17 protein-coding genes are annotated in these 25,477 nt (G+C 65.4%); 9 read left to right on the plus strand and 8 right to left on the minus strand.

Annotated elements, in window-relative coordinates; translation table 11 throughout:
• Positions 1 to 10 precede the first annotated feature (10 nt).
• Together ABD024_RS07230 and ABD024_RS07235 are read left to right on the plus strand one after the other, a co-directional pair.
• Positions 11 to 1,153 (plus strand): pyridoxal phosphate-dependent aminotransferase, encoded by a 1,143-nt coding sequence (locus ABD024_RS07230; RefSeq protein WP_343851108.1) that lies wholly within the window; start codon positions 11 to 13, stop codon positions 1,151 to 1,153.
• Between the two features lie 2 nt (positions 1,154 to 1,155).
• Positions 1,156 to 1,956, plus strand: a complete 801-nt coding sequence (locus tag ABD024_RS07235; RefSeq protein ID WP_343851110.1) for an amidohydrolase — start codon at positions 1,156 to 1,158, stop codon at positions 1,954 to 1,956.
• A 70-nt stretch (positions 1,957 to 2,026) separates the two neighbouring features.
• Here the strand turns inward: ABD024_RS07235 and arsC are convergent, their stop codons facing one another.
• From arsC to ABD024_RS07255, 4 genes are read right to left on the minus strand one after another with little or no spacing between them, the layout of a single operon-like run.
• A complete protein-coding gene (gene arsC / locus ABD024_RS07240) occupies positions 2,027 to 2,371 on the minus strand; it encodes an arsenate reductase (glutaredoxin) (protein WP_343851112.1) in 345 nt (114 codons plus the stop codon).
• A gap of 32 nt (positions 2,372 to 2,403) precedes the next feature.
• The gene (locus ABD024_RS07245) at positions 2,404 to 3,939 is read right to left on the minus strand and encodes a pseudouridine synthase (RefSeq protein ID WP_343851114.1); all 1,536 of its coding nucleotides are present in this window, start codon (positions 3,937 to 3,939) and stop codon (positions 2,404 to 2,406) included.
• Positions 3,936 to 4,793 carry an SMC-Scp complex subunit ScpB gene (gene scpB / locus ABD024_RS07250; protein WP_343851116.1) on the minus strand — a complete coding sequence of 286 codons (858 nt, stop codon included), beginning with the start codon at positions 4,791 to 4,793 and terminating at the stop codon, positions 3,936 to 3,938. The genes ABD024_RS07245 and scpB overlap by 4 nt, the downstream gene beginning before the upstream one ends.
• Positions 4,794 to 4,843: 50 nt before the next feature.
• A complete protein-coding gene (locus tag ABD024_RS07255; RefSeq protein ID WP_343851118.1) occupies positions 4,844 to 5,776 on the minus strand; it encodes a segregation and condensation protein A in 933 nt (310 codons plus the stop codon).
• Between the two features lie 925 nt (positions 5,777 to 6,701).
• Here ABD024_RS07255 and ABD024_RS07260 point away from each other — a divergent pair.
• Complete coding sequence (locus ABD024_RS07260; protein WP_343851120.1) at positions 6,702 to 7,070, plus strand: PilZ domain-containing protein; 369 nt, start codon at positions 6,702 to 6,704, stop codon at positions 7,068 to 7,070.
• A 79-nt stretch (positions 7,071 to 7,149) separates the two neighbouring features.
• On the opposite strand, the gene ABD024_RS07265 is transcribed toward ABD024_RS07260, so the two are convergent.
• The gene (locus tag ABD024_RS07265) at positions 7,150 to 8,835 is read right to left on the minus strand and encodes a long-chain-fatty-acid--CoA ligase (RefSeq protein WP_343851122.1); all 1,686 of its coding nucleotides are present in this window, start codon (positions 8,833 to 8,835) and stop codon (positions 7,150 to 7,152) included.
• A 143-nt stretch (positions 8,836 to 8,978) separates the two neighbouring features.
• On the opposite strand from ABD024_RS07265, the gene ABD024_RS07270 reads away from it, so the two are divergent.
• Positions 8,979 to 9,425 (plus strand): hypothetical protein, encoded by a 447-nt coding sequence (locus ABD024_RS07270; protein WP_343851124.1) that lies wholly within the window; start codon positions 8,979 to 8,981, stop codon positions 9,423 to 9,425.
• A 74-nt stretch (positions 9,426 to 9,499) separates the two neighbouring features.
• Here the strand turns inward: ABD024_RS07270 and acnA are convergent, their stop codons facing one another.
• Positions 9,500 to 12,241 (minus strand): aconitate hydratase AcnA, encoded by a 2,742-nt coding sequence (gene acnA / locus ABD024_RS07275; RefSeq protein WP_343851126.1) that lies wholly within the window; start codon positions 12,239 to 12,241, stop codon positions 9,500 to 9,502.
• Between the two features lie 255 nt (positions 12,242 to 12,496).
• Here acnA and ABD024_RS07280 point away from each other — a divergent pair, with 255 nt between their 5' ends.
• A complete protein-coding gene (locus tag ABD024_RS07280) occupies positions 12,497 to 13,447 on the plus strand; it encodes a LysR family transcriptional regulator (RefSeq protein WP_343851128.1) in 951 nt (316 codons plus the stop codon).
• 53 nt (positions 13,448 to 13,500) lie between these two features.
• Here ABD024_RS07280 and typA read toward each other — a convergent pair whose 3' ends face one another.
• Together typA and ABD024_RS07290 are read right to left on the minus strand one after the other, a co-directional pair.
• Entirely contained in the window at positions 13,501 to 15,327 is a 1,827-nt protein-coding gene (gene typA / locus ABD024_RS07285; RefSeq protein WP_343851130.1) for a translational GTPase TypA, read from the minus strand.
• 150 nt (positions 15,328 to 15,477) lie between these two features.
• Positions 15,478 to 16,875, minus strand: a complete 1,398-nt coding sequence (locus ABD024_RS07290; RefSeq protein ID WP_343851132.1) for a GntP family permease — start codon at positions 16,873 to 16,875, stop codon at positions 15,478 to 15,480.
• Between the two features lie 154 nt (positions 16,876 to 17,029).
• Between ABD024_RS07290 and ABD024_RS07295 the strand changes: the two genes are divergently transcribed.
• From ABD024_RS07295 to ABD024_RS07310, 4 genes are all read left to right on the plus strand, one after another.
• On the plus strand, positions 17,030 to 19,315 hold the full coding sequence (locus tag ABD024_RS07295) for a TonB-dependent receptor (protein ID WP_343851134.1): 2,286 nt from the start codon (positions 17,030 to 17,032) through the stop codon (positions 19,313 to 19,315).
• A 123-nt stretch (positions 19,316 to 19,438) separates the two neighbouring features.
• A complete protein-coding gene (locus ABD024_RS07300; RefSeq protein ID WP_343851136.1) occupies positions 19,439 to 20,476 on the plus strand; it encodes an extracellular catalytic domain type 2 short-chain-length polyhydroxyalkanoate depolymerase in 1,038 nt (345 codons plus the stop codon).
• Between the two features lie 808 nt (positions 20,477 to 21,284).
• A complete protein-coding gene (locus tag ABD024_RS07305) occupies positions 21,285 to 24,593 on the plus strand; it encodes a hybrid sensor histidine kinase/response regulator (RefSeq protein WP_343851138.1) in 3,309 nt (1,102 codons plus the stop codon).
• Between the two features lie 282 nt (positions 24,594 to 24,875).
• On the plus strand, positions 24,876 to 25,454 hold the full coding sequence (locus ABD024_RS07310; RefSeq protein WP_157616889.1) for a DUF6988 family protein: 579 nt from the start codon (positions 24,876 to 24,878) through the stop codon (positions 25,452 to 25,454).
• Positions 25,455 to 25,477: the final 23 nt, after the last annotated feature.

Genomic DNA, 25,477 nt, shown 5'->3' on the forward strand with positions numbered 1-25,477 from the left:
CGGCCCAAAGATGATCGCTACCAAACTCCCCAAGGTCGGCACCACCATCTTCAGCGTGATGAGCCAGCTGGCGCTGGAGCACAAGGCGGTGAATCTGGGCCAGGGCTTCCCCGATTTCGAGCCGCCGCAGGGCCTGCGCGATGCGTTGAGCCGTGCCATGAACGAGGGCCGCAACCAGTACGCGCCGATGCACGGCATCGCGGCCCTGCGCGAGCAGATCGCGCTGAAGACCGAGCGGCTGTACGGCCGCAAGCTCAACGTCGATACCGACATCACGCTCACCTCAGGCGCCACCGAGGCGATCTTCGCGGCGATTGCCGCGACGGTGCGCGCTGGCGAGGAGGTGATCGTGTTCGATCCGGCCTATGACTGTTACGAGCCGGCGATCGAGCTGCAGGGGGCGCGCGCGGTGCATATCCCGCTGACCGTGCCGGCGTTCGCGATCGACTGGCAGCGTGTGCGCGACGCGGTGACGCCGAAGACCCGCATGATCATGATCAACACCCCGCACAATCCGTCCGGCGCCGTGCTGTCCGCGGACGACCTGGATGAGCTGGCGATGATCGTGCGCGACACCGGCATCGTGGTGCTGTCCGACGAGGTGTACGAACATATCGTCTACGACGGTGCGCAGCACGAGAGCGTGCTGCGCCATCCGGAGCTGGCCGAGCGCAGCATCGTGATCTCCTCGTTCGGCAAGACTTACCACTGCACCGGCTGGAAGGTCGGCTACGCGGTGGCGCCGGCCGCCTTGAGCGCGGAGTTCCGCAAGGTGCACCAGTACCTCACGTTCTGCACCTTCCATCCGGCGCAGGTGGCGTTTGCCGAATTCATGGCCAGCACGCCGCAGCACTACCTGGAGTTGCCGGCGTTCTACCAGGCCAAACGTGACCGCTTCCGCGCGCTGCTGGCGCCGTCGCGCTTCAAGCTGCTCGACGTGCCGGGCGGTTACTTTCAGCTGGTCGACTATTCGGCCATCCGCGACGAGGACGATCTGGCCTTCAGCAAGTGGCTGGTCGAGCACGGCGGCGTGGCGGCGATCCCGCTGACGCCGTTCTACGAAGGCGAACCGGGCACGCGCCTGTTGCGGCTGTGCTTTGCCAAGAGCGACGCCACGATGGAAGCGGCAGCGGAGCGGTTATGCCGGCTGTGATCATGCAGCCACTGAAGGTTTCGCTGGTGCAAGGCGCCACCCGCTGGCACGACGCGCCGGCGAATCGCGACTACTACGGCGCGCTGGTGCGCCAGGCCATCGGCAGCGATTTGATCGTGTTGCCAGAGACGTTCCTGTCCGGCTTCAGCAACGACACCCATGCCAGCGCCGACACCATGGACGGCGAGGGCGTGGCCTGGCTGCGCGCGCTGGCGGTCGAGGTGGGCGCGGTGATCTGCGGCAGCCTGGCAATCCGCGAAAATGGCGTCGTCTACAACCGCCTGCTGTGGGTGCAGCCGGATGGCAGCTTCCAGCAGTACGACAAGCGCCATCTGTTTCGCATGGCCGGCGAACATACCCGCTACGGCAGCGGCAGTCAGCGCTTGATCGTGGAACTGAAGGGTTGGCGCATCCTGCCGCAGGTCTGCTACGACCTGCGCTTTCCGGTGTGGCTGCGCAATAGCCGGTTGGCTTCGGCGAATGGCGGCATGGATTACGACCTGGCCCTGTTCGTGGCGAACTGGCCGGCGCCGCGCCGGCAACCCTGGCGCACGCTGCTGCGCGCGCGGGCGATCGAGAACCTCAGCTACGTGGTTGGGGTGAACCGGGTCGGCGTGGACGGCAACGAGATTCCCTATGCCGGCGACAGCGCGGTGATCGATCCGGTCGGCGAGCCGCTGGTGGAGCTGGGCACGCAGGAACAGGTGGTGACAGTCACCCTGGATCCGGCACCGCTGCTGGCGCATCGCGAACGCTTCCCGGCGTGGATGGATGCGGATGCGTTCTCGCTCGATCCGGGTTGATCCACCCTTCATCATGGACGACAAAAAAGCCGCCCCATGGGCGGCTTTTTTGTCGGGGACTCACACCGGCTCAGAGTATCGCCAGCACCGCTTCGGGCGGTCGGCCGAGCACGGCCTTGCCATTGGCCACGACGATCGGACGTTCGATCAGCTTCGGATGCGCCACCATCGCGGCGATCAGGGCAGCGTCATCGAGTGCGGGGTCATCCAGTCCGAGTGACTGATATTCCGCCTCGCCGGTACGCAACAGTTCGCGTGCCGTCATGCCCAGTTGCTTCAGCAACACGGCCAGTTCGGCTGCGCTCGGCGGCGTGTCGAGATAGTTGACCACCTCGACTTCGCCGCCGTGTTCCTCCAGCAGCGCCAGCGTGGCGCGTGACTTGGAGCAGCGGTTGTTGTGGTAGATGCGCACCATCGTTCAGTCACCTTCCCTTGTCAGGCCGGGGCTCAGCGGTTGCCCGAACGGTTGCCGCCGCGACCCGGCGGGCGACCGCCGGCCGGGCCACCGTGACGGGCGCCGCCTTGAGGGCGGTTGCCGCCCTGACCCTGCGGTCGGCCGCCGGGGCGATTGCCACCCTGGCCCTGGCCCTGGCCCTGCGGCCGTGCCGGGTTGCCATGCGCGCGATTGCCCTGGGCCTGGCCCTGCGGGCGAGCGCCACGATTGCCCGGTGCACGGTTGCCGCCCAAGCCGGGGCCACGCGACTCGCCACCGAAACCGCTGTACGGGCTGCCGGCCGCACGGCCTTCGCCGCCGCCACTGCGTGCGCCGAACGGTTTGCCGCCCGCCGGGCGACGGTTGCCGGCCGCAGCGCCGGCGTTGCCGCGTGGTGCGCCTGGACGACTGCTGCCGTCACGGCTTTCGCCGGCGAACCAGGTGCGCACCGATGGCAGTTCCTGGCCTGGTGCCACGCGCCGGCCCTTGCCGCCGGGCCTGCCAGCTGTTGCGCCACGTTCGGGGCGGGCCAGGTTGCCGTTGACTTCCTTGCCGTCGCGGCGCGGCGGCTTGCGGCCACGAGTGGGTTCTTCGCGGATGCGGTCGTAGGCGCGTATTTCGCGCGCCTCGTCCTGACCGCCGGTCCAGGCGGTGCTGCTGCCGCGCTCGGGGCGGTATTCGGTGACGCTGCGATTGGCGCGACGCTGGTGCAGCACCGGACTCAGCGTCAGCACCGGTTGCGGTACGCCGAGGCCGGTGGTCTGGCGCAGTTGCTTGACGCTTTCCGCGTCGAGTGCTTCGCACTCGCCGCGGCGCAGGTTGCGCGGCAGCTCGATCTTGCCGTAGCGGATGCGCTTGAGGCGGCTGACCAGAAAACCCTGCGAATCCCACAGGCGGCGCACTTCGCGGTTGCGGCCTTCGCGGATGACCACGCGGAACCAGCTGTGGCTGCCGCCGCGGCTGATCACGGCGATCTCGTCGAAGCGGGCGGGGCCGTCGTCCAGCTCCACGCCAGCCTTGAGCTTTTCGATGATCTCGTCCGGTACCTCACCGTGCACGCGGCACAGGTATTCGCGCTCCAGGCCGCTCTTCGGGTGCATCAGCGCGTTGGCCAGTTCGCCGTCGGTGGTCAGCAGCAGCAGGCCGGTGGTGTTGATGTCGAGCCGGCCCACGGCGACCCAGCGCGCGCCCTTCAGGCGCGGCAGCTGTTCGAACACGGTGGGGCGGCCTTCCGGGTCGTCGCGGGTGGTCAGCACGCCCTCGGGCTTGTGGTAGACCAGCACTTCGGTGTCGTCACGGCTGTCGGTGGCGACGACGAACTGCTTGCCGTCCATGACCACACGGTCGCCAGCCTTCACGCTCATGCCGATTTCGGCGGGTGCGCCGTTCAGTTCGACTTCGCCGGACTGGATGCGCTGTTCGAGCATGCGGCGCGAGCCGAGGCCGGCGTTGGCCAGCACCTTGTGCAGGCGTTCTTCCAGGGTGGGGGCGTCGCTGTCGGCGCGGGGTTCGCGCTTCAGGGATAAAACGGATTTTTGCGGCGCATTCATGCGCGGTACTCCTCGGGATCTTGCTCGGCGGTGTCGGGTTCGACGTCCGCGGCGGGGTTCGCTGCCTCGTCGGCAGTGGTTGTCAGGGTCTCGGCGGGCAGGCTCGGGTCGGGGCCTGCCTCGTCGGATTCGGAGGTGACCGGCGCGTCGGCGGCGGTCGTGATGTCGCTATCGTCGGCATCGGCGGCGTCCGCGGATGCTTGGTACTCGGTGTCGTTCGTGGTGCTGCCGTCAGCGTCGGCAGGAGCCTCCTCGTCCGGGTCGATCGGCAGGTCGCGCACGATGCGGGCGGGCAGGGGGTCCGGTTCGAAGCGCAGTTGCGGGTCTTCCATGTCGCGGATTTCCGACAGCGGCGGCAACTGGTCCAGCGATTTCAGGTTGAAGTAATCGAGAAAGGCGCGGGTGGTGCCGAACAGTGCCGGCTTGCCGGGCATGTCGCGATAGCCGACCACGCGGATCCACTCGCGCTCCTCCATCGTCTTGATGATGTTGGACGACACCACCACGCCGCGGATCTGCTCGATCTCGGGGCGGGTGATCGGCTGGCGGTAGGCGATCAGCGCCAGCGTCTCCAGCAGCGCGCGCGAATAGCGGCTGGGCCGCTCGGTCCACATCCGCGAGATCCACGGGTGCACGTCCTGGCGCACCTGGTAGCGAAAGCCGGAGGCCACTTCCTTCAGCTCGATGCCGCGACCGTCGCAATCCCCGGCCAGCGCCTCGAGCGCCTTGGCAATCTGCTCGCGGTTGACATCGTCAGCCTCGTTGAACAGGTCGCCCAGCTGCTGCACGGTCATCGGCTGGGTGGAGGCCAGCAGCGCGGCCTCGATAATGGGTTTGAGTTGCTCGATCTGCATAACCTTGGGTTCGGATGCCGGTTTGATCGGTACCGCTCAGTGGGTGTCGTTCATTCGCCGGACGATTCGATCAGTGCCGACTCGCCGGCTTGTGCGTCGTCCGCCGGTATGTCGACGGGTTCTTCGGCGTGGCTCACCTTCGCCTTTACGTATATCGGCGCCAGTGGCTCTTCCTGGACGATCTCGACCAGCATTTCCTTGGCCAGCTCCAGCATTGCCAGGAAGGTGACCACGATGCCGAGGCGACCTTCCGCGGGATCGAAAAGACTCTCGAAGCGGTGGAAGCTGCTGTCGTCGAGCCGGCTCAGCAATTCGCCCATGCGCTGGCGCACGCTGAGCGCCTCGCGCTTGATCGCGTGATGCCCGAACAGTTCGGCCCGATGCATCACGTCCTTCAGCGCCAGCAGCAGCTCGGTCAGCTCCAGCGGCGGCGGCAACTTGATCACGTTGCGTTCGCCCACGTCGGCATGCACCACCACGCTGTCGCGTTCCTGCCGCGGCAGGGCCTCGATATCCTCGGCCGCCCGCTTGAACCGCTCGTATTCCTGCAAGCGCCGTACCAGTTCGGCACGGGGATCCTCTTCCAACCCTTCCTCGATCGGTGGCCGCGGCAACAGCAACCGCGACTTGATCTCGGCCAGGATCGCGGCCATCAGCAGGTATTCGGCGGCCAGCTCCAGCCGCATCACGTCCCGCATCAACTCGATGTAGGTCATGTACTGCCGGGTGATCTCGGCGACCGGGATATCCAGGATGTCCAGGTTCTGCCGGCGGATCAGGTACAGCAACAGGTCCAGCGGACCCTCGAACGATTCCAGGATGACCTCGAGCGCGTCCGGCGGGATGTACAGATCCTGCGGCATCTGCAGCATCGGCTGGCCGCGCACGATGGCCAGCGGCATTTCCTGCTGTTGAGGTACCGACGCAAACGCGTCCTGCGGTGCGGTGACCGGGCTCTGTGGCTCGACGGGCTCAGTGCTCATCAATGCATGTCATGGGGCCGTCTTCAGCGGCTGGCAGTGCGTTCAACATGATCGGAGTCATCCACAAGCCGACACGGCATGGGGTGTCCGTACTCGGAATACGGCGGTGAGGCAATATTCCCGGGGTACTGCGTTCTTCACACTCGTTAATGTCGAGGCGCGGCGGACGCCATCGTCACGACGGGCATGATGAAGCCACTCGGTGGTGGTTCGGTCAGGCGGGTCGCCAGCAACCATCGCGCGCCAACTGCGGGTTGTCAGCCACGGCAGGGACGCCAAGCCAGAGAGGGCGGGAAGCGACGCCATCGGCTGTTCACTGGTCGGTTCGAGAGCGATCGAATGGATACCAAGGGGTGCCGGAAGTGATCGGCAAACATCTCCATGGAGCCACGCGTTGACAAAGAGTAGCGGTTAGCCGTTGCCAAGTCCAGCACACGGCGCCCTTCATCGTCACTGGTTGCGGGATACCGGCCCCGTGCGTTTGCCGGTTTCGCACCGGCATCCCCGACGGGCACAATACGCGGATTGTGCCTGGAGAAACGGATGCGTCGGGGTGCGGCAAGGGCGGCATGTGACCCAATGCGTCGAAATGGGCCGAGCCCGCGTCAGGGTCGCGTTCATCGACAGCGAACGAAGCACCGGGTGCTGGCGTCCGTCCGGCGTGATGACAGCGCGGCCTTGATGCGGGCCGGGCCGAGTGGACGGTGACGTGACGTGACGGGGCCCATGGGGATCAGGATCGGCGCCTAATGCAGCGTGAAGCCCTGACTGGCACGGTGGTTGCTTGAGGATACCGTTGACAGTCCCGACCAACCGCCGCGCAGCGGTGTTGTCGGCGAAGGATGCGGCAGAAGGCTTTCAGGATGATGTCGAATACAGCGCCCTTGCCAATGGCAGGCGCAAGCGCAAACGGATGGTGGAACTGATGGCGAACGACAAAAGCGGACTGGGTGACGGTGCACCGGAGCAGTTGCGTCCGGCGCGCATGCAGATCGAGACGACGGTGTTGATGAGCTGCAACGGCCAGTCGCATCCGACCGAGCTGGTCGATATCTCGGCCACCGGCGCACTGCTGCGCCGCCCGTTGGGCTGGTCGGGCAGTGTCGGGCAGAGCTGGGTACTCGACATGATCTTCGGGAACAACCTGCATATCCATCTCGAGGCCTTGGTGGTGCGCATCTCCGATCATCACATCGGTTTTTCGTACAGCCGTATTCCCGAGGACAAGCAGGTGCCGTTGTGGAACCTGCTGGGCGGTTACGCCGATATCCTGGAGTACTGGAAGGACGGCTGAGTGAAACGCCGCTGCCGCACATGAAAACGCCCGCGTCATGCGGGCGTTTTCCGTTTCGGCGGGGATATCGGGCACACGCTCAGGCGGACGGTTTCTTCTCGTCGCGCAGTTCGCGGCGCAGGATCTTGCCCACGTTGCTCTTCGGCAGACTGTCGCGGAACTCGATCAGCTTGGGCCGCTTGTAGCCGGTGAGGTTCTCGCGGCAGAACTGCTTGAGCGCTTCCTCGGTGAGGTTCGGGTCCTTGCGCACCACGAACAGCTTCACCACTTCGCCGGAATGTTCGTCGGGCACGCCCACCGCGGCCACTTCGAGCACGCCGGGGTGTTCCATCACCGCGTCCTCGACCTCGTTCGGATAGACGTTGAAACCGGATACCAGGATCATGTCCTTCTTGCGGTCGACGATATAGAAGTAGCCTTTCTCGTCCATCTTCGCGATGTCGCCGGTGTGCAGCCAGCCATCGGCGCCGAGCACCTTGGCGGTCTCGTCCGGGCGGTTCCAGTAGCCTTTCATCACCTGCGGGCCATGCACCATCAATTCGCCAACTTCGCCGACGGGTAGCGGCTGGCCATCCTCCGACCAGATCGCCACGTTGGTGGACGGTACCGGCAAGCCGATCGAGCCGTTGTATTCCTTCAGGTCGAGCGGATTGATGCAGACCGCCGGCGAGGTCTCGGTGAGACCGTAAGCCTCGGCCAGAGTGCAGCCGGTGATCTTCTTCCAGCGTTCGGCCACGGCACGCTGCACCGCCATGCCGCCACCGAGGGTCAGATGCAGCTTCGAGAAATCCAGCTCGGAAAAACCGGGCGTGTTGAGCAGGCCGTTGAACAGCGTGTTGACGCCGGTCAGCGCGGTGAAACCGGACTTGCCTAGTTCCTTGACGAAGCCGGGCATGTCGCGCGGGTTGGTGATCAGCCAGTTGAGGCCGCCCAGGCGCATGAACACCAACCCGTTCGCGGTCAGCGAGAAGATGTGATACAGCGGCAGCGCGGTGATGATCACCTCTTCGCCGGGCTTGACCAGATCGGTGCCGATCCAGGCAGCGGCCTGCAGCATGTTCGCCACCATGTTGCCGTGGGTCAGCATCGCGCCCTTGGCCACGCCAGTGGTGCCGCCGGTGTATTGCAGAAAGGCGATGTCGTCGTGGGTCAGCGTCGCCGGCTGCAGCGGATATGCCGCGCCGCGTGCCAGTGCGTCGCGGAAGCGCACGGCCCGTGGCAGGTCGAACGCGGGGACCATCTTCTTCACGTGCTTCAGCACGAAGTTGATCAGCGCACCCTTGGGGAAGCCGAGCAGATCACCGATGCCGGTGGTGATGACATGCTGCACCTGGGTCTCGGCCACTACCTGCTGCAAGGTACCGGCGAAGTTGTCCAGCACCACGATCGCCCTGGCGCCCGAATCTTCCAGCTGATGCTTGAGTTCGCGCGAGGTGTACATCGGGTTGGTGTTGACCACCACCAGGCCGGCCCGCAGTGCGCCGAACAGGGCGATCGGGTACTGCAATACGTTCGGCATCATGATCGCGATGCGATCGCCCTTGCCGAGCTTGAGTACGCCGGTGAGGTAGCCGGCGAACTGGCGGCTCATCTCATCGATCTGGCCGTAGCTGAGCTGACGGCCGAAACTGGCAAACGCCGGGCGGTCGCGGAAGCGTGCGAAAGCTTCCTCCAGCACCGCCGGCACCGAGGCATACTGACTGGCGTCGATCTGCTCCGGCACGCCGGCTGGATAGTTCTCCAGCCACGGACGTTCATTGCTCATGCTTTGGGTTCCCTGTTTTGTCGATGACCACGGATCGGATGGTGGAATCAGGACGGCAATAGCATCCATCATGGACCATGCGCCAGTGGATTGGAGCATACGCCCGCGTACAGCGGCAAGCCGCACTGCAGCGAGTTCCGTCGATGATCGCGCCGAGAAAAACCACCTGTCTGTTGATCGCTCTCACGCTGTTCGCACTGGCGTTGTCGGCCTGTCGGCGCACACCGGACGAGGAGCAGGTGCGCGCCGCCATCGCGTCGATCGCGCAGGCGACCGAAGCGGGTTCGGCCGGCGATGTGGGTGCCCCGCTGAGCGAGGACTTTGACGGCAATGCCGGCCAGCTGGATCGACGCGGACTGACCGGCATGGTCAGGCTGCTGGCGCTGCGCGGCGAGCACATCGGCGTGACCATGGGGCCGGTGTCGATCGAGCCTCGCGGCGAACGGATGGTGGCGACCTTCACGGTCACGCTGACCAGCGGCGGCCGCCTGTTGCCCGATCAATTGGGCCTGTACCAGGTCGAATCGGCGTGGCGCAAGGAAGATGGCGAATGGCGCTGCTATACGGCCAGCTGGAAGCATTCGCTGTAACGCCCCATCGGAGCGCTCATGGAAAACCGCCCCGGAGTCCGGGGCGGTTTTTGCTGCAGGAGTCACGCCGAAATTCAGGCAGCCTTCTTGCCGGCCAGCTGACGCAGCACGTACTGCAGGATGCCGCCGTGACGGAAGAATTCGCGCTCCTTCGGGGTCAGCAGCATCACGTTCACGCTGAACTGCTTCTTGCTGCCGTCGGCTGCCGTGGCAGTGACGGTGGCGTTCCTTGAGTTGCCGTTGTCGAGGCCGGTGATGTCGAACGTCTCGTTGCCGGTCAGGCCCAGCGATTTTGCATTCTCGCCATCCTTGAACGTGCACGGCAGCACGCCCATGCCGACCAGGTTGGAGCGGTGGATGCGCTCGAAGCTTTCGGCGATCACCGCCTTGATGCCCAGCAGCAGAGTGCCCTTGGCGGCCCAGTCACGCGAGGAACCGGTGCCGTATTCCTTGCCGGCAAGGACCACCAGCGGGGTCTTCTCTTCCTTGTACTTCATCGCCGCGTCGTAGATCGACATCTGTTCGCCGCTGGGGATGTGGCGGGTGAAGCCGCCTTCCACGCCATCCAGCAGCTGGTTCTTGATGCGGATGTTGGCGAACGTGCCGCGCACCATCACGTCGTCGTTGCCGCGGCGCGAGCCGTAGGAGTTGAAGTCGATCGGCTGCACGCCGCGCGAGATCAGGAAACGCCCGGCCGGGGAATCCTTCTTGATCGCGCCGGCCGGCGAGATGTGGTCGGTGGTGATCGAGTCGCCGAACAGGCCCAGGCAACGCGCGGCGTGGATGTCCTCGACTGGGGTCAGCGCCATGGTCATGCCGTCGAAGTAGGGCGGGTTCTTGATGTAGGTGGACGCTTCATCCCACGCGTACAGGTCGCCGTCCGGCGAGTCGATCGAACTCCAGCGCTCGTCGCCCTTGAACACGTCGGCGTAGTTCTTGCGGAACATGTCCGAGGTGACCGCGCCCGCCATCAGGTCGCTGATTTCCTGGTTGGTCGGCCAGATGTCCTTGAGGAAGACATCCTTGCCGTCGGTGCCCTTGCCCAGTGGATCGGTGCTCAGGTTGATGTCGAGCGAGCCGGCCAGCGCATAGGCGACCACCAGCGGCGGCGAGGCCAGGTAGTTCATCTTCACTTCGGCGTGCACGCGGCCTTCGAAGTTGCGGTTGCCGGAGATCACCGCGCCGACGGTGAGGTCGCCATCGCTGATCGCCTTGCTGATTTCCTGCGGCAGCGGGCCGGAGTTGCCGATGCAGGTGGTGCAACCGTAGCCGACCAGGAAGAAGCCAAGCTTGTCCAGTTCGGTCAGCAGGCCGGTCTTTTCGAGATAGTCGGTGACCACCTTGGAGCCCGGTGCCAAAGAGGTCTTCACCCATGGCTTGGACTTCAGGCCCCTGGCGGCGGCCTTCTTCGCCACCAGGCCGGCGGCCAGCATCACTGCCGGGTTCGAGGTATTGGTGCACGAGGTGATCGCGGCGATCACCACGGAGCCATCGTTGACGTGGAAGTTCTCGCCATTCATCGACACATGCTGACCGGGCGCAGCCTCGCTCTTGTCGTGACCCACGGCGGTGCCGCCACCCTCGTTGGCGAAACGTGCTTCGGCACCGTTGCGCTTGGCGGTGGTGCTGCCGAGATTCTCGTGGAAATTCTGCTGCACGTCGGTGAGCAGCACGCGATCCTGCGGACGCTTCGGGCCCGCCATCGACGGCTTGACGTCGGCCAGGTCCAGTTCCATCGTGGTGGTGAATTCGGCATGCACGCTGTTTTCGTCGTGCCACAGACCTTGCGCCTTGGCGTACGCCTCGACCAGCGCGACCTGCTCGTCACTGCGGCCGGACAGGCGCAGGTATTTCAGCGATTCGGCGTCGATCGGGAAGATGCCGCAGGTGGCACCGTACTCCGGAGCCATGTTGCCGATGGTGGCGCGATCGGCCAGCGGCAGATGCTGCAGGCCCGGGCCGAAGAACTCGACGAACTTGCCGACCACGCCCTGCTTGCGCAGCATCTGGGTGACGGTGAGCACGAGGTCGGTGGCGGTGGCGCCTTCCGGCAGACGGCCGGACAGCTTGAAGCCGACCACTTGCGGAATCAGCATGGAGGAGGGCTGGCCGAGCATGGCCGCCTCGGCCTCGATGCCGCCCACGCCCCAGCCCAGCACGCCCAGGCCGTTGATCATGGTGGTGTGCGAGTCGGTGCCGAACACGGTGTCCGGGTAGGCCCACAACTGGCCGTCGACTTTGCTGCCCATGACCACGCGGGCCAGGTGCTCCAGGTTCACCTGGTGCACGATGCCGGTGCGCGGCGGCACCACCTTGAAGTCAGCCAGCGCTTTCTGGCCCCAGCGCAGGAAGCTGTAACGCGCCTGGTTGCGCTTGAATTCGATCTCGACGTTGCGCTCCAGCGCGTCGGCCGTGCCGAACACGTCCACCTGTACCGAGTGGTCGATGACAAGTTCCGCGGGCGACAACGGGTTGATGAGGGTGGGGTCGCCACCCAGCGCCTTCATCGCGTCGCGCATCGCGGCCAGGTCGACCACGCAGGGCACGCCGGTGAAGTCCTGCAGCAGCACGCGCGCCGGCATGAAGGCGATTTCGGTATCCGGCTCCTTCTTCGAATCCCACGTGGCGACCGCTTCGATTTCCTTCGCGGTGACGTCAATGCCGTCTTCGTGGCGCAGCAGGTTTTCCAGCAGGATCTTCATCGAGTACGGCAGCCGCTTCAGGTCGAAGCGCTGGCCCAGCCGGGTCAGGCTGGCAAAGGCGTATTTCTTGCCGTTGACCTCGAGGGTATCGCGTACGGAAAAGGTGTCTTTCATGGTGCTGCTCCTGGCTGATCCTGCGGCTGGGATGATCGAACGATGGCGATGGGGAGGTCGCCGGCCCGGCAAAAACGCAATTATCGCCCAAACCCCGTGCGGCCGCGAACCGGTTTGCTGCCGGGAGGGCGGTGTGCATGGCTTGCGGGCGTCTGTCGGGTGGCGTGCCGGCGGGTACACTGCGCCAACGCTCGCGGCCGACAATACCGCACAGGATGGGCCCGATGACCACCGCACGCAAACGCCTTTGATGACATGCAGCATTCGATGATTTCGATGGGCCTGGCCGCCGTCTCGCTGCGCGATCTTGCGCTGGTGCAGGCGGTGCATCGCCACGGCAGTTTCAACAGCGCGGCGCGGGCGATGCACATCAGCCCGTCGGGGCTGTCGCACCAGGTGCAGAAGGTCGAGCAGGCACTGGGTGCGCCGCTGTTCGAGCGCGGTGGCCGGAAGATCGTGCCGACCGCCGGTGGCCAGCGGTTGCTGCAGCAGATCGATGCGGTGCTGGCTTCGGCCGAACACCTGCAGCAAGTTGCCCGCGCCGGCGAAGTCGCCTTCGGCGGTGAGCTGCGGCTGGGCGTGCCGGCTTCGCTGGGGCCGTACCTGTTGCCGCACCTGATCGCGCCGTTCCCGCAGCATTTTCCGGGCGCCCGGCTGGGTATTTCCGAGGGCAAGCCGCGCGGCCTGTTGCGCCGGCTGCATGAAGGCGAACTGGACGCGGTGCTGGCACCGCCGGCGGCGGCGGTCAGTGGGGTCGCCTTGCGCCCGCTGTTCTTCGAGCCGTGGGAACTGATGTTGCGCGCCGACCATCCGCTGGCCGGCCAGGACAGCATCGCGCTGGACCAGCTCGACCCGGCCGAGGCCACGCTGATGGCCGAAAGCCACGCCGATGGCTTGCACTGCGAAGGCAACGAGCACGGCCACGTGCAGGACGTCAGCCTGGAAAGCCTGGCTGCCCTGGTCAGCCTGCGCGGCGGCTACGCGCTGGTGCCCGCGCTGGCGCACGAGCGGCTGGCTTCGATGCCGAACGTTGCGCTGGCCAAGCTGAAGGGGCCGGCGTCGGGCCGCGAGATCGCGCTGTACTGGCGCGACGCCTCGCCTTGGCACGACGACCTGCAGGCGTTCGCCGAACTGCTGCGCAAGCTGGCGCGGCAGCGGCCGGGATTGCGCGTGATGGGCGCGAAAGTGAAGGCGGCGTCGGCCTGACAGCGGAAGGCCGCCCTGCGGCGGCCTTCCGGTCAATCACGCGAGGCGACGACTCAACCGCGCGAGGCGCGCTTGCGGTCGTTCTCGGTGAGGTGCTTCTTGCGCAGGCGGATCTCCTTCGGGGTGATCTCGACCAGCTCGTCGTCGTCGATGAAGTCCAGCGCCTGTTCCAGCGTGAACTTGATCGCCGGAGTCAGCTGGATCGCATCGTCCTTGCCCGAGGCGCGCATGTTGGTCAGCGGCTTGGGCTTGATCACGTTGACGGTGAGATCGTTGTCCTTGGCGTGGATGCCGACCAGCTGGCCTTCATAGACCGAGTCGCCCTCGGCCGCGAACAGCTTGCCGCGATCCTGCAGCGGCCCGAGCGAGTAGGCGGGGGTGGTGCCGCCGGCGTTGGCGATCATCACGCCATTGAGGCGCTTGGCGATCTGGCCTTCTTCCTTCGGACCGTAGTGGTCGAACACGTGGAACAGCAGGCCCGAGCCCTGGGTCAGGGTCTTGAACTGGTTCTGGAAGCCGATCAGGCCACGCGCCGGAATCTCGTAGTCCAGGCGCACACGACCCTTGCCATCGGATTCCATGTTCTTCAGCTGACCCTTGCGCACGCCGAGCCTTTCCATCACCGCACCCTGGTGCACCTCCTCCACGTCGACCACCAGTTGCTCGATCGGCTCCATCTTCTGGCCGTCAATCTCCTTGATGATCACTTCCGCACGCGATACGGCCAACTCGTAGCCTTCACGACGCATGTTCTCGATCAGCACCGACAGATGCAGTTCGCCGCGGCCGGAGACCAGGAACTTGTCGGCGTCGGAACCTTGCTCGACCTTCAGCGCCACGTTGTGCACCTGCTCGCGATCCAGTCGCTCACGCAGCTGGCGACTGGTCAGGAACTTGCCGCCGGACAGATCCTTGTTGCCGGCGAACGGCGAGTTGTTGACCTGGAAGGTCATCGAGATCGTCGGCTCGTCCACGGTCAGTGCCGGCAGCGCCTCAGGCGTGTCCAGCGCGCAGATGGTGTCCGAGATGGTCAGGTCGGCGATGCCCGAGATGGCCACGATGTCGCCGGCCTCGGCGCTTTCTTCCTCGATCCGCTCCAGGCCCAGGAAGCCCAGCACCTGCAGCACCTTGCCCTGGCGCTTCTTGCCTTCGCGATCGATGACCGCGACCGGCATGTTCTTCCGCAAGACGCCGCGCTGGATACGGCCGATGCCGATCACGCCGACGAAGTTGTTGTAGTCGAGCTGGCTGATGCGCATCTGGAACGGGCCGTCCGGATCGACATCAGGCTTGCTGACGTGCTGCATGATCGCTTCGTACAGCGGGGTCATGTCGCCATCGCGGACGTCGTCGTTGAGGCCGGCGTAGCCGTTCAGCGCCGAGGCGTAGACGATCGGGAAATCCATTTGCTCGGGCGTGGCGCCAAGGCGGTCGAACAGATCCCACACCTGCTCGACGACCCATTCCGGACGCGCGCCCGGACGGTCGACCTTGTTGATCACCACGATCGGCTTGAAGCCCATCGCGAACGCCTTCTGCGTCACGAAGCGGGTCTGCGGCATCGGGCCGTCCATCGCGTCGACCAGGATCAGCACCGAGTCGACCATCGACAGCACGCGCTCCACCTCGCCGCCGAAGTCGGCGTGTCCCGGGGTGTCGACGATGTTGATGCGGTTGCCTCGCCAGGTGATGGCGGTGTTCTTGGCCAGGATGGTGATGCCGCGTTCCTTTTCCTGGTCGTTCGAGTCCATAACGCGCTCGGCCAGCACGGTGCGCTCGTTGAGCGTGCCGGACTGCTTCAGCAGGCAATCGACGAGAGTGGTCTTGCCGTGATCGACGTGGGCGACGATGGCGATGTTGCGCAGTTTTTCGATGGACATGGGATCGACTCGGGCGGCTCGGTGGCCGTCACGCAGGTTTTTGAAGGGCGAATTAACCGATTATACGGACTTGCGTGACAACTTGCCCGTCATTTCTTCGATCCGTTCACCCAGCCTGCACCCCGCGACGAGCGGGTGCCACCGGCGCGGTTACACCACGCCGAGGAAATAATACGCCGCGATCACCACCAGCACCGCCAGGGTCTTGATTACGGTGATGGCGAAGATGTCCTTGTAGGACTGCCGGTGGGTCAGTCCGGTCACCGCCAGCAGGGTGATCACCGCGCCGTTGTGCGGCAGCGTGTCCATGCCGCCGGAGGCCATCGCGGCGACCCGGTGCAGCACTTCCATCGGGATGCCGGCGGCGTTCGCGTTGGCGATGAAGGTCTCGGCCATCGCGCCCAATGCGATGCTCATGCCGCCGGAGGCCGAGCCGGTGATGCCGGCCAGCGCGGTGACGGTGACCGCCTCGTTGAGCAGCGGGTTCGGGATCGTGTGCAGCGCATCGGCAACCAGCTTGAAGCCGGGCAGGGCGGCGATCACTGCGCCGAAACCGTATTCCGAGGCGGTATTCATCGAGGCCAGCAGCGCGCCGCCGACCGCGGCCTGGCTGCCGGCGGCCAGGTGCCGGGTCACCGCACGCCAGGCGAACGCCAGCACGCACAGGATGCCGACCAGCAGCGCGCCCTCGACCGCCCAGATCGCAGCGACCTTGGATACTTCCTGCACCACCGGTTTCGCGTTGCCGACCACGCTGGGCAGGAACGACTGGGTTTCGCCGTACACGCGCGGAATCAGGTCGGTGAACAGCTTGTTGCACGCGCCGACCAGCACCAACGGCAGCAATGCGATCAATGGATGCGGCAAGGTCGCGGCTTCGAACGGTGCCGGTTCGTTGAGCAGGTTGTCGCCATAGCCTTCGCCGGCAGCGGCGGCCTTGCGGCGGCGCCAGTCCAGGTAAGTCAGGCCGACGATCAGGATGAACACGCCGCCGATCGTGCCCAGCCACGGCGCCGCCCAGGTGTTGGTGCCGAAGAACGCGGTGGGGATGATGTTCTGGATCTGCGGCGTGCCCGGCAGCGAATCCATGGTGAAGGTGAACGCGCCCAGCGCGATGGTGCCGGGGATCAGCCGTTTCGGAATGTCGGACTGGCGAAAGAGTTCGGCGGCAAACGGGTACACCGCGAACACCACCACGAACAGCGACACGCCGCCGTAGGTCAGCAGCGCACACACCAGCACGATCGACAGGATCGCCCGGCTGCGCCCGACCAGGCCGATGGTGGCCGCCACGATCGACTTGGAAAAACCGGACAGCTCGATCAGCTTGCCGAACACCGCACCTAGCATGAACACCGGAAAGTACAGCTTGAGGAAGCCGACCATCTTGTCCATGAACAGGCCGGTGAACATCGGCGCCACCAGCGACGGGTCGGTCAGCAGCACTGCGCCCAGCGCGGCGATCGGCGCGAACAGGATCACGCTGTAGCCGCGATAGGCCGCGAACATCAGAAAGCACAGCGCAGCCAGCACGATCAGAAACGCCATCCGTGAATCTCCCCACTACGTCAGGCGTCGAGTATCCCGGAGGCCCCATGCCGGCGGCACTGTACGAAGGTACAAGTGCTGCCGGCGCACGGCGCCACCTACTCTCCCCTCATCAGCATTCGCGCGAGCGATGCATTCACTGCAAGGGGACGTCATGAAACGCACGCATCTGAGTTCGGCGATCGGTCTGGTTCTGGGTCTGGCATTCATCGTGCCGCTGCACGCGCAGCAGGCGAACGAGGACGCCGGCGCCAAGCCGACGGCAGCGAAACAGACCGAGGCCAAACAGCTGGAGGAAGTGAGGGTCAGTGCGCGACGCCGCGACGAATCGCTGGAGAAGGTGCCGGTCGCGATCACCGCGTTCAGCGGCGAGGACATGAAGGACCTGCAAGCGAACAGCGTCAACGGCCTGCAGGGCGCGGTGCCGAACATGAACATCGTGCAGGGCCGCGGCTCGTCCTCGGCGGTGAACATCTTCATCCGCGGCATCGGCCAGCCGGATGCGCTGCAAACGTTCGACCCGGGCGTGGGCATGTACGTCGACGACGTCTACTATTCGCGCATCCAGGGCGGGCTGATCAGCCTGTTCGACGTCGAGCGCGTGGAAGTGCTGCGCGGCCCGCAGGGCACGCTGTACGGCAAGAACTCCACCGGCGGCGCGGTCAAGGTGGTGACGAAGAATCCGGGCGAAAGCACCGAGGGTTCGGTCGAGGCCGGCTTCGGCAACTACGGCCGGCGCGAGGGCAAGTTCTATCTCGGCGGTCCGCTCGGCGGCGCATGGTCGGCCTCGATCGCCGGCGGCGTGACCAAGACCAATGGCTACGTCACCGACCCGGCCACCGGGCACAAGTACAACGATGAAGATACCAAGTCCGTGCGCGGCAAGCTGCGCTACCACCCGTCGGAAAACTTCGACGCGGTGCTCAGCCTCGACTACACCAAACAGGACACCGGGTTGACCCTGGGTCAGCCGGTCTCCGTGCTGAAACGCACCGACTTGGTGTTCGGTTCGGTACCGCTGTACACCCCCGATCCGGACAAGAAATACGACTTCAGGACGCGCACCTCGTTCGATCCGGACAAGGGGCAGCAGCTCGAACACAAGGGCGCCGCACTGAACCTCGGCTGGAAGCTGTCCGACCAGTGGAACCTCAAGAGCATCAGCGCATTCCGCAAGCTCGACAGCAACTCCTATATCGACATCGACGCCTCGCAGTTCGAGCTGGGCGACGTGCTGGTCAAGTTCAACCAGAAGCAGGCCAGCCAGGAACTGCAGCTGCAGTACGACAACGGCAGCAATCTGCAGGCGGTCTACGGGCTGTATTACCTGCGCGAAACCGTGCCATCGCACCAGGAAGCCTATGCCAGCGACCTGTTCGCGCTTGCCGGTACCCCGATCACCTTCCTGCGCACCATCGACGACGACCTCACCACCACCACCGTCGCCGGCTTCGCGCACATGAACTGGGAGTTCGTGCCCAGCTGGACGCTGGCCGCCGGCGTGCGCTACAGCAGCGACCACAAGGATTACGACCGCACCACCAGCACGTTCTGGGGCGTGCCGTTCAGCGCGATCAACGAGACCGTGGCATTCAGCGCGAACAAGCGCTGGAATGCGTGGACGCCCACGCTCAGCCTGCAGAAGCAGCTCGATCCGCAGACCATGCTGTACGCCTCGGCCAGCCGCGGCTTCAAATCCGGCGGCTTCAACGGCCGCGCCAACACCGCCGCCGAAACGAAGAGTGCCGAGTACAACCCCGAATACGTGTGGACCTACGAGCTGGGCATGAAGTGGCGCTCGGCCGACAACAGGCTGCAAGCGAACGTGGCCGCGTTCCACAGCGACTACACCGATTTCCAGGCACGCGTGTCGGAAGTGCAGAACCCCGGCGCGATCACCCCAACCTTCGCCTTCCCGGTGATCAATGCCGCCAAGCTGAAGATGGACGGCATCGAGTTCGAGGGTGCCGCCGTATTCGGCCAGGGCACCCGTCTGTCGGCCCAGGTCGGCTACATGGACGCACGCTATGCCAAGTTCGTCGATCATCGGCTCAATCCCAGCGACCCGCTGTACAACCCGCGCCTGCACGACCACGTGCCGTTCTCGCCGAGCTGGACCTCGCGCGTCGCGGCCACCCAGGCGTTCGATCTGGGTGACGGCAGCGCCATCACCATCGGCGCCGACTGGTCGTACCGCAGCGAGACCTGGCTAAGCGTGGACAACTACGACGCGCTGAGCCAGAAGGCCTACTCGGTCACCGGTCTGTTCGGCATCTACGACTCTGCCGACGGCCACTGGCAGTTCCGCGCCGGCGTGCGCAACCTCGGCGACAAGGTCTACAAGACCGACGGTCAGGAGTTCTCCAGCGTAGGCAACATCCGCACGGCGTATTACGGTATGCCGCGCAACTGGTACGCCAACGTGCGCTACAACTTCTGAAACGCGGCTTTGCAGGGCGGGTAATGCCTGTGGTTCTGCGCCACGATCATGAGGCGCGAGGATCGGCAGGCATTTCCCGCCCTGCATGGCGCGTACGTCGAACCGACAAAACGGAGCAGACCGATGAACACCCGATGGGTAACGCGCCTGCTGTGGCTGACCTTGCTGGTCAGTGCGGGCAGCGCCTGCGCGAAAGACGTTGATTCAAGCCTGCCGACATTGAAGATCGACCCGGCACGTACTGCCGTGGTCGGCCTTTCCTCCGGTGCGTACATGGCCGGGCAGGCGCAACTGGCTTATCCGGAATTGTTCCCGAATGCGGCCCTGGTCGCCGGCGGCCCGTACGGCTGTGCCGGCGGTAAGCTGCCGGTGGCCCTGGGCAGTTGCATGAAGGGCGAGCCTGCGCCGGATGTCGGCGCGCTGGTGGCCAGCGCCACGAAGCGTTCCGCGGCTGGCGAAATCGGCGCGTTGAAGGATCTCGCCCACGCCCGTGTCTATCTGCTGCACGGCAAGGACGACGCACTGGTGGCACCGGCGGTGGCGGAGGCCGGCGCCCATTTCTACGAGCAATTGCGCGATGGCACGCCAGCCCTGAAGAACATGCGGGTGCATGACGACGGCCAGCGTGCGTTTGCGCACAACCTGCCGGTGGCCGGCCGCGGCGACGACTGCGACAAGTCGGTGGCGCCGTACCTGGGTCACTGCGGCTTCGACGCCGCCGGCGAGATCTTCGCGCAGATGTTCGGCAAGCCGGCGCATGCGGCGACCCAGGCACGCGGCGAGCTGCGCACGTTCGACCAGGATGCGCTTCGCCCTGAGGGTGCGGATGCCTTCATGGCCGGTACCGGCTACGTCTACCTGCCGCCGGATTGCCTGGCCGGCAAGCCGTGCGGCGTGGTGGTTGCGTTCCACGGCTGCAAACAGAACGCCGACGCGGTGGGCGAGGCCTTCGTCAAGGACGCCGGCTTCAACCGTTGGGCCGACGTCTACGACGTGGCGGTGCTATATCCTCAGACCCGCGCAAGTTTCGCGCCTTTGAATCCGCAAGCATGCTGGGACTGGTGGGGATATTCCGGAGCCGACTACGACAGCCGCCACGGCGTGCAGTTGCGCTGGGTGGTGAACGCGGTTCGTGCGCTGGGGCTGCCAGCCGGGCGTTGATGGCAGCCGGCCATCGCCCCGACGCTTGCTCCTCTGTACGAGCGCACCTTGTCCACAAGGGACTTCCTTCGGTCGTGCCCGATGCTCCATTCGGAGTCAGGAGCTTCAAAGCGAAGGGCTTTCGTCTGCCTTCGGCAGCCGAGTTACTTTCTCTTTGCGTGGCCAAAGAGAAAGTAACCAAAGAGAAAGGCCACCCCGCTTACGCGCCTTGCGGGCATCCTGCCCGCAAGGTCCGCGGCCGGGTTACGGGGTTTGTCGACAGCACATCCTGTGCTGACGCCAAACTGGCCGGCATCCCTGCCGACCACCCTGCGGGCTTTCCTTCACCCGTCCGCCGCTACAGAGGGGCCCCGGGTAGAGCAGCGGGCCATCCTGGCCCGCACTTTTCAGAAGAGCCAAGTCAACTGCTGAAGCAACAGCAGCAGAGCGGCACTTCGCCTTGGCTCTGGCTTCCGCGCTTCATCACCGAGTGCGGGCCAGGATGGCCCGCTGCTCTACCCGGGGTCCCTTGTGCGGCGGTGAGTCGGGGACGACAGGCCGCGCAGCGGGAGTCGACAAGGATGTCGACTCCTTTTCGCCAGGGCAGGATGCCCTGTCGAAAAGCCCGGCCCCGGCTCACGGACTTGCCGGGCGGGAGGCCCGGCAAGCGCCAAGCGGGGTGTCGTTTTCTCTTGGTTACTTCTCTTTTGGACAAGCAAAAGAGAAGTAACTCGGCCTCCGCAGGAGGTCTAAAGCTCTTGGCTTTGGAGAACCGGCACGGTGCGACCAAAGCATCGCGAAAGAAGTCATTCCCACACGCGCAAACGCCATGCTGAGCGCCAGCGTCATCGCGTTTGCAGCGTTGTGCTGGCTCGCCCTGCTGTTCGGCGTGGCCCTGCTCGGCGAGCGTCGCCCGCAACTGTTCGAGAAACGCTGGGCGATCGTGTATGCGCTGTCGCTGGCGATCCATTGCACCTCGTGGACGTTCTACGGCACGGTGACCCAGGCCAGCCGTTCGGGCTGGTGGCTGCCGCCGACGTTTGTCGGGGCGATCCTGATGTACCTGTTCGCGCTGAAGTTCCTCGGCCGGCTGGTACAGCTGGTGCGTGAATACAACGCCGGGTCGCTGGCCGACCTGATCGCGGTGCGGCTGGGGCGGCATTCCGGGCTGGCGGCGCTGGTCACCGCGGTGGTGGTGATCGGCATCGTGCCGTACATCGCGTTGCAGCTGAAAGCGGTGGCGATGAGCTACGGCATCCTCAGTCATGGTCAGCTGGCCGAATCCAATCCGTGGCAGGACAGCGCGCTGTACGTGGCGTTGCTGATGGCGCTGTTCGCGATGCTGTTCGGCACGCGGCGCGCGTCGACGATGGCGCACAACCGCGGGCTGGTGCTGGCGATGGCATTCGAGTCGCTGTTCAAGCTCGGTGCGATGCTGGCGCTGGGCACGCTGCTGTTCACCGCCTTGCCGACAGGCTTGCCAAGTTACATTCCGCCGCCGCCGGACAGCGGCGGTTTTCCGGCGCTGATCCTGCTCGGCGCGCTGGCGATGTTCACCATGCCGCACCAGTTCTACGCGGGCATCGTGGAGTGCCGCGACGACGGGCAGCTGCGCACCGCGCGCTGGCTGTTCCCGCTGTACCTGCTGCTGATCTCGCTGCCGATCCTGCCGCTGGCGCGGTTGGGCGATGCGTGGCTGGGGGCGAGCGGAGTGTCGTCGGACATGTACGTGCTGGCGTTGCCGCTGGCGCGCGGCGAGCATGGCCTGGCGTTGATCGCGTTTCTCGGCGGCCTGAGCGCAGCCACCAGCATGGTGGTGATTGCCACGCTGGCGTTGAGCCTGATGGTGGTCAACCACTTCATCGCGCCGTTGCGCGTGCGCGCCGGCTGGGGCCGCGACGAGCACGGCGACCTGCGTGGTGAACTGCTGAACCATCGGCGCGTGGCGATCCTGGTGCTGATCCTGCTGGCGTGGGCGTACAGCCGCGTGCTGGCGCGCAACGAGGTGCTGGCCGACATCGGCGCGATCTCGTTCTCCGCGCTGGCCGGGCTCACCCCGGCGCTGTTGGCGGCGGTGTACCGGCCGCAGCTGGGTTCGCGTGCGGTGATGGCCGGGCTCGCCGCCGGCACCCTGGTGTGGATCTACGCGGTGCTGCCGACCCTGTTGCCGGTTGCACCGGCATGGCTGCGCGGTGGCCCGTTCGGCCTGCATTGGCTGGCACCGGATGGCCTGCTCGGGTTGGGCAACTGGAACCGGCTGGGTCGCGCCGTGGTGGTGAGCCTGCTGGTGAATATCGTGGTGATGCTGGCGGTGGCGGGTTCGCGTTTCGGCAGGGCGGTACGCGCGGTCAGCGTGGGCGATGTCGGCCTGGTCGAGCTGCGCGCGCTGGCGATGCGCTTCCTGCCGTCGGAACGGGTCGAGCACCTGTTTGCCAGCGCACCCGCCGTGGGGCCTGCCGGCAGCGCGCGGGTCGCCGAGGTCGAACACGAACTGGCTGCGGTGATCGGCGCTGCCTCGGCGCGCTTGCTGCTGGAAGTGGTGCATCGACAGGGCCGCGACGACCTGGACACGGTGGTAGCGATCGTCGGCGAGGCGGCGCAGGATCTGCGCTTCAACCAGCGCGTGCTGGAGGCGGCGCTGGAGAACATGAGCCAGGGCATCTGCGTGGTCGACGCCGAACTGCATCTGGTCGCCTGGAACACGCCGTATGCGCGTCTGTTCGACTACCCGCCCGAACTGTTGCAGGTAGGCCGCTCGGTAGCCGAGCTGACCCGCCACAACATCGACGCCGGCATGCTCGGTCCCGGTGAAGTGGATGCGCGCGTGCAGCGCCGGCTGGCGCACATGCGCGCCGGCACGCGGCATCTGTCCGAGCGACGCTTCCCAGACGGCACCGTCGTCGAGATTCGCGGCAACCCGATGCCCGGCGGCGGCTTCGTGGCTACCTTCACCGACGTCACCGCATTCCGCCAGGCCGAAGCCGCGCTGAAGCGTGTCAACGAGACGCTGGAACTTCGCGTGGAAGAACGCACCCGCGAACTCGCCGCGGCCTCGGCCGAAGCGCAGGCCGCGAACGAGGCGAAGAGCCGCTTCCTCGCCGCGGTCACCCACGACCTGATGCAGCCGTTGCACGCGGCCCAGCTGTTCGCCCATTCTTTGACCGAGCACGGCGGAGATGCCGTTACCGCGCAGCATCTCAACGGCGCACTGGCCGCCACCGAAGGTCTGCTCACCGGCCTGCTCGACGTGGCCCGGCTCGAAGGCGGCCGCCTGCATCCGCAACCGCGCGCGTTTGCGCTGGCCGAGGTGCTCGACCCGCTGGCCGCCGAATTCCGCGCGATCGCGCTCGACCGCGGCGTGCGGCTGGACGTGGTCGGCACGCGTGCCTGGGTGCGCTCCGATCCGCAGCTGCTGCGCCGGGTGCTGCAGAACTTCCTGTCGAATGCGTTGCGTTATGCGGAACACGGACGCGTGCTGCTCGGCGTGCGCCGATCTGGTCAGCAACTGCGTGTGGAAGTCTGGGATACCGGGCCGGGCATCGCGCCGGGCGAGCAGCAGCTGATCTTCCAGGAATTCCGCCGCGGCAGCGCCGCGGGCGGGCAGGGGCTCGGGCTAGGTCTGTCGATCGCACAACGCATGGCCGATTTGCTCGGTCATCCGCTCGGACTGCGCTCATGGCCGGGGCACGGCAGCGTGTTCGACCTCAGCGTGCCGAGGGCGCGCGCCGCAATACGACTGCCGCCTGTCGCGGACACGCAGCAGTCACTGCCGGCCGGTCGTGCGCTGGTACTGGACAACGAGCCGGCCGCACTTGCCGCACTAAGCAGCTTGCTCGTGAGTTGGGGCTGGCACGTGCATGCCGCACGCAATGCCGAGCAGGCGCTGGCGGCACCGTGGCGGCCGGATCTGCATATTCTCGATTTTCATCTCGACGGCGGGCGGACTGGTTTTGATGTGTGGCATCAGCTACGCAAACTGCATGCCGATGTGCCGACCGTGATGCTCACCGCCGATCGCGATGGCGAGCTGCGTCAGCGGTTGCTCGATGCGGGTGTGGGGGTGCTGTACAAGCCGTTGAAGCCGTTGGCGCTGAGGCAGGTGTTGCAGCGGGTGACGGCGGGCGCGATAAAAGCGTGATGCGAATTATCTAAGCCATGTGTGCCAAATTTCTCACAACATCTCCAATTAGGTTGGAGCTCTGCATAATCCGTTTTTTTCAGAAACAGCGGATCCGGCTTACAACTGCCTGCTGATTTGTCGCCATGCGCTAAAGGGGGAAGGTCAATGGATGAAGAGTCTCTGCGAATGATCTTAGAGCGTTGCCATTTGTCGCGAAGACACAATGATCGAATGAAATCCCTTATGCCAACGGGCGAGGCTCCCTCTTTGCGCGCAACCTTTGCAAGGTGTGCGATAGACTTGGCGCTTGAGCACCACTCAGCTCTTGTTCGCCTGGTGGAGGCTGGGGAATACGGAACTGGCGGAGCACTGTTGCGGCCAGTGCTCGAGGCGTCCACAGCAGGTTACTGGTTCGTCTACGTCGCCACCTGCAGTGAAATTCAAGCACTCCCGACGACGTCAGTCGATAGCCCTGAGGCAGACATCCCGGGACTTGGGGATATGCTCAAATCACTCATTCCCACCTTCCCAGATATTCAGAAGATGTCTGACGGTCTGAAGACAGGGGGAACAGCCAAGTGGCTCCACAAATACACGCATGGCGGCACACCTCAGCTAACTCGACGAGTGAATGGGGGTTGGACGGAAAGCGAAGTCATATTGACTCTGATCCGGGGCGACATGTTTTCGAACTTGGTTGCGTGTCTGGAAACTGTGATAGCTCCCAATGCTCCCCTTGCGAAGTACGGATTTAGCTATCGGGACGAACTCGCGTTCGAGCTGCAGACGACGTTTGGGACAGACCCTATTCCGCAACAGCCGCACAGCCTTCCCGTCGCGCCGCTACTTGAGGAAGGTTGTGGCTCCTCGTTTGCGTGAATACGACTGGACCAGTCGCGGAA

It is taken from the genome of Rhodanobacter soli (genome assembly GCF_039523495.1).
GTDB lineage: Bacteria > Pseudomonadota > Gammaproteobacteria > Xanthomonadales > Rhodanobacteraceae > Rhodanobacter > Rhodanobacter soli.

What these genes read in the sequence shown, in the direction of transcription:
- ABD024_RS07300 (WP_343851136.1), top strand. Translation starts at nt 19,439, where the DNA reads ATGAACACCCGATGGGTAACGCGCCTGCTGTGGCTGACCTTGCTGGTC.
- typA (WP_343851130.1), bottom strand. Translation starts at nt 15,327, where the DNA reads ATGTCCATCGAAAAACTGCGCAACATCGCCATCGTCGCCCACGTCGAT.
- ABD024_RS07230 (WP_343851108.1), top strand. Translation starts at nt 11, where the DNA reads ATGATCGCTACCAAACTCCCCAAGGTCGGCACCACCATCTTCAGCGTG.
- ABD024_RS07245 (WP_343851114.1), bottom strand. Translation starts at nt 3,939, where the DNA reads ATGAATGCGCCGCAAAAATCCGTTTTATCCCTGAAGCGCGAACCCCGC.
- ABD024_RS07235 (WP_343851110.1), top strand. Translation starts at nt 1,156, where the DNA reads ATGCAGCCACTGAAGGTTTCGCTGGTGCAAGGCGCCACCCGCTGGCAC.
- ABD024_RS07265 (WP_343851122.1), bottom strand. Translation starts at nt 8,835, where the DNA reads ATGAGCAATGAACGTCCGTGGCTGGAGAACTATCCAGCCGGCGTGCCG.
- scpB (WP_343851116.1), bottom strand. Translation starts at nt 4,793, where the DNA reads ATGCAGATCGAGCAACTCAAACCCATTATCGAGGCCGCGCTGCTGGCC.
- ABD024_RS07305 (WP_343851138.1), top strand. Translation starts at nt 21,285, where the DNA reads ATGCTGAGCGCCAGCGTCATCGCGTTTGCAGCGTTGTGCTGGCTCGCC.
- acnA (WP_343851126.1), bottom strand. Translation starts at nt 12,241, where the DNA reads ATGAAAGACACCTTTTCCGTACGCGATACCCTCGAGGTCAACGGCAAG.
- arsC (WP_343851112.1), bottom strand. Translation starts at nt 2,371, where the DNA reads ATGGTGCGCATCTACCACAACAACCGCTGCTCCAAGTCACGCGCCACG.
- ABD024_RS07255 (WP_343851118.1), bottom strand. Translation starts at nt 5,776, where the DNA reads ATGAGCACTGAGCCCGTCGAGCCACAGAGCCCGGTCACCGCACCGCAG.
- ABD024_RS07270 (WP_343851124.1), top strand. Translation starts at nt 8,979, where the DNA reads ATGATCGCGCCGAGAAAAACCACCTGTCTGTTGATCGCTCTCACGCTG.
- ABD024_RS07295 (WP_343851134.1), top strand. Translation starts at nt 17,030, where the DNA reads ATGAAACGCACGCATCTGAGTTCGGCGATCGGTCTGGTTCTGGGTCTG.
- ABD024_RS07260 (WP_343851120.1), top strand. Translation starts at nt 6,702, where the DNA reads ATGGCGAACGACAAAAGCGGACTGGGTGACGGTGCACCGGAGCAGTTG.
- ABD024_RS07280 (WP_343851128.1), top strand. Translation starts at nt 12,497, where the DNA reads ATGCAGCATTCGATGATTTCGATGGGCCTGGCCGCCGTCTCGCTGCGC.
- ABD024_RS07290 (WP_343851132.1), bottom strand. Translation starts at nt 16,875, where the DNA reads ATGGCGTTTCTGATCGTGCTGGCTGCGCTGTGCTTTCTGATGTTCGCG.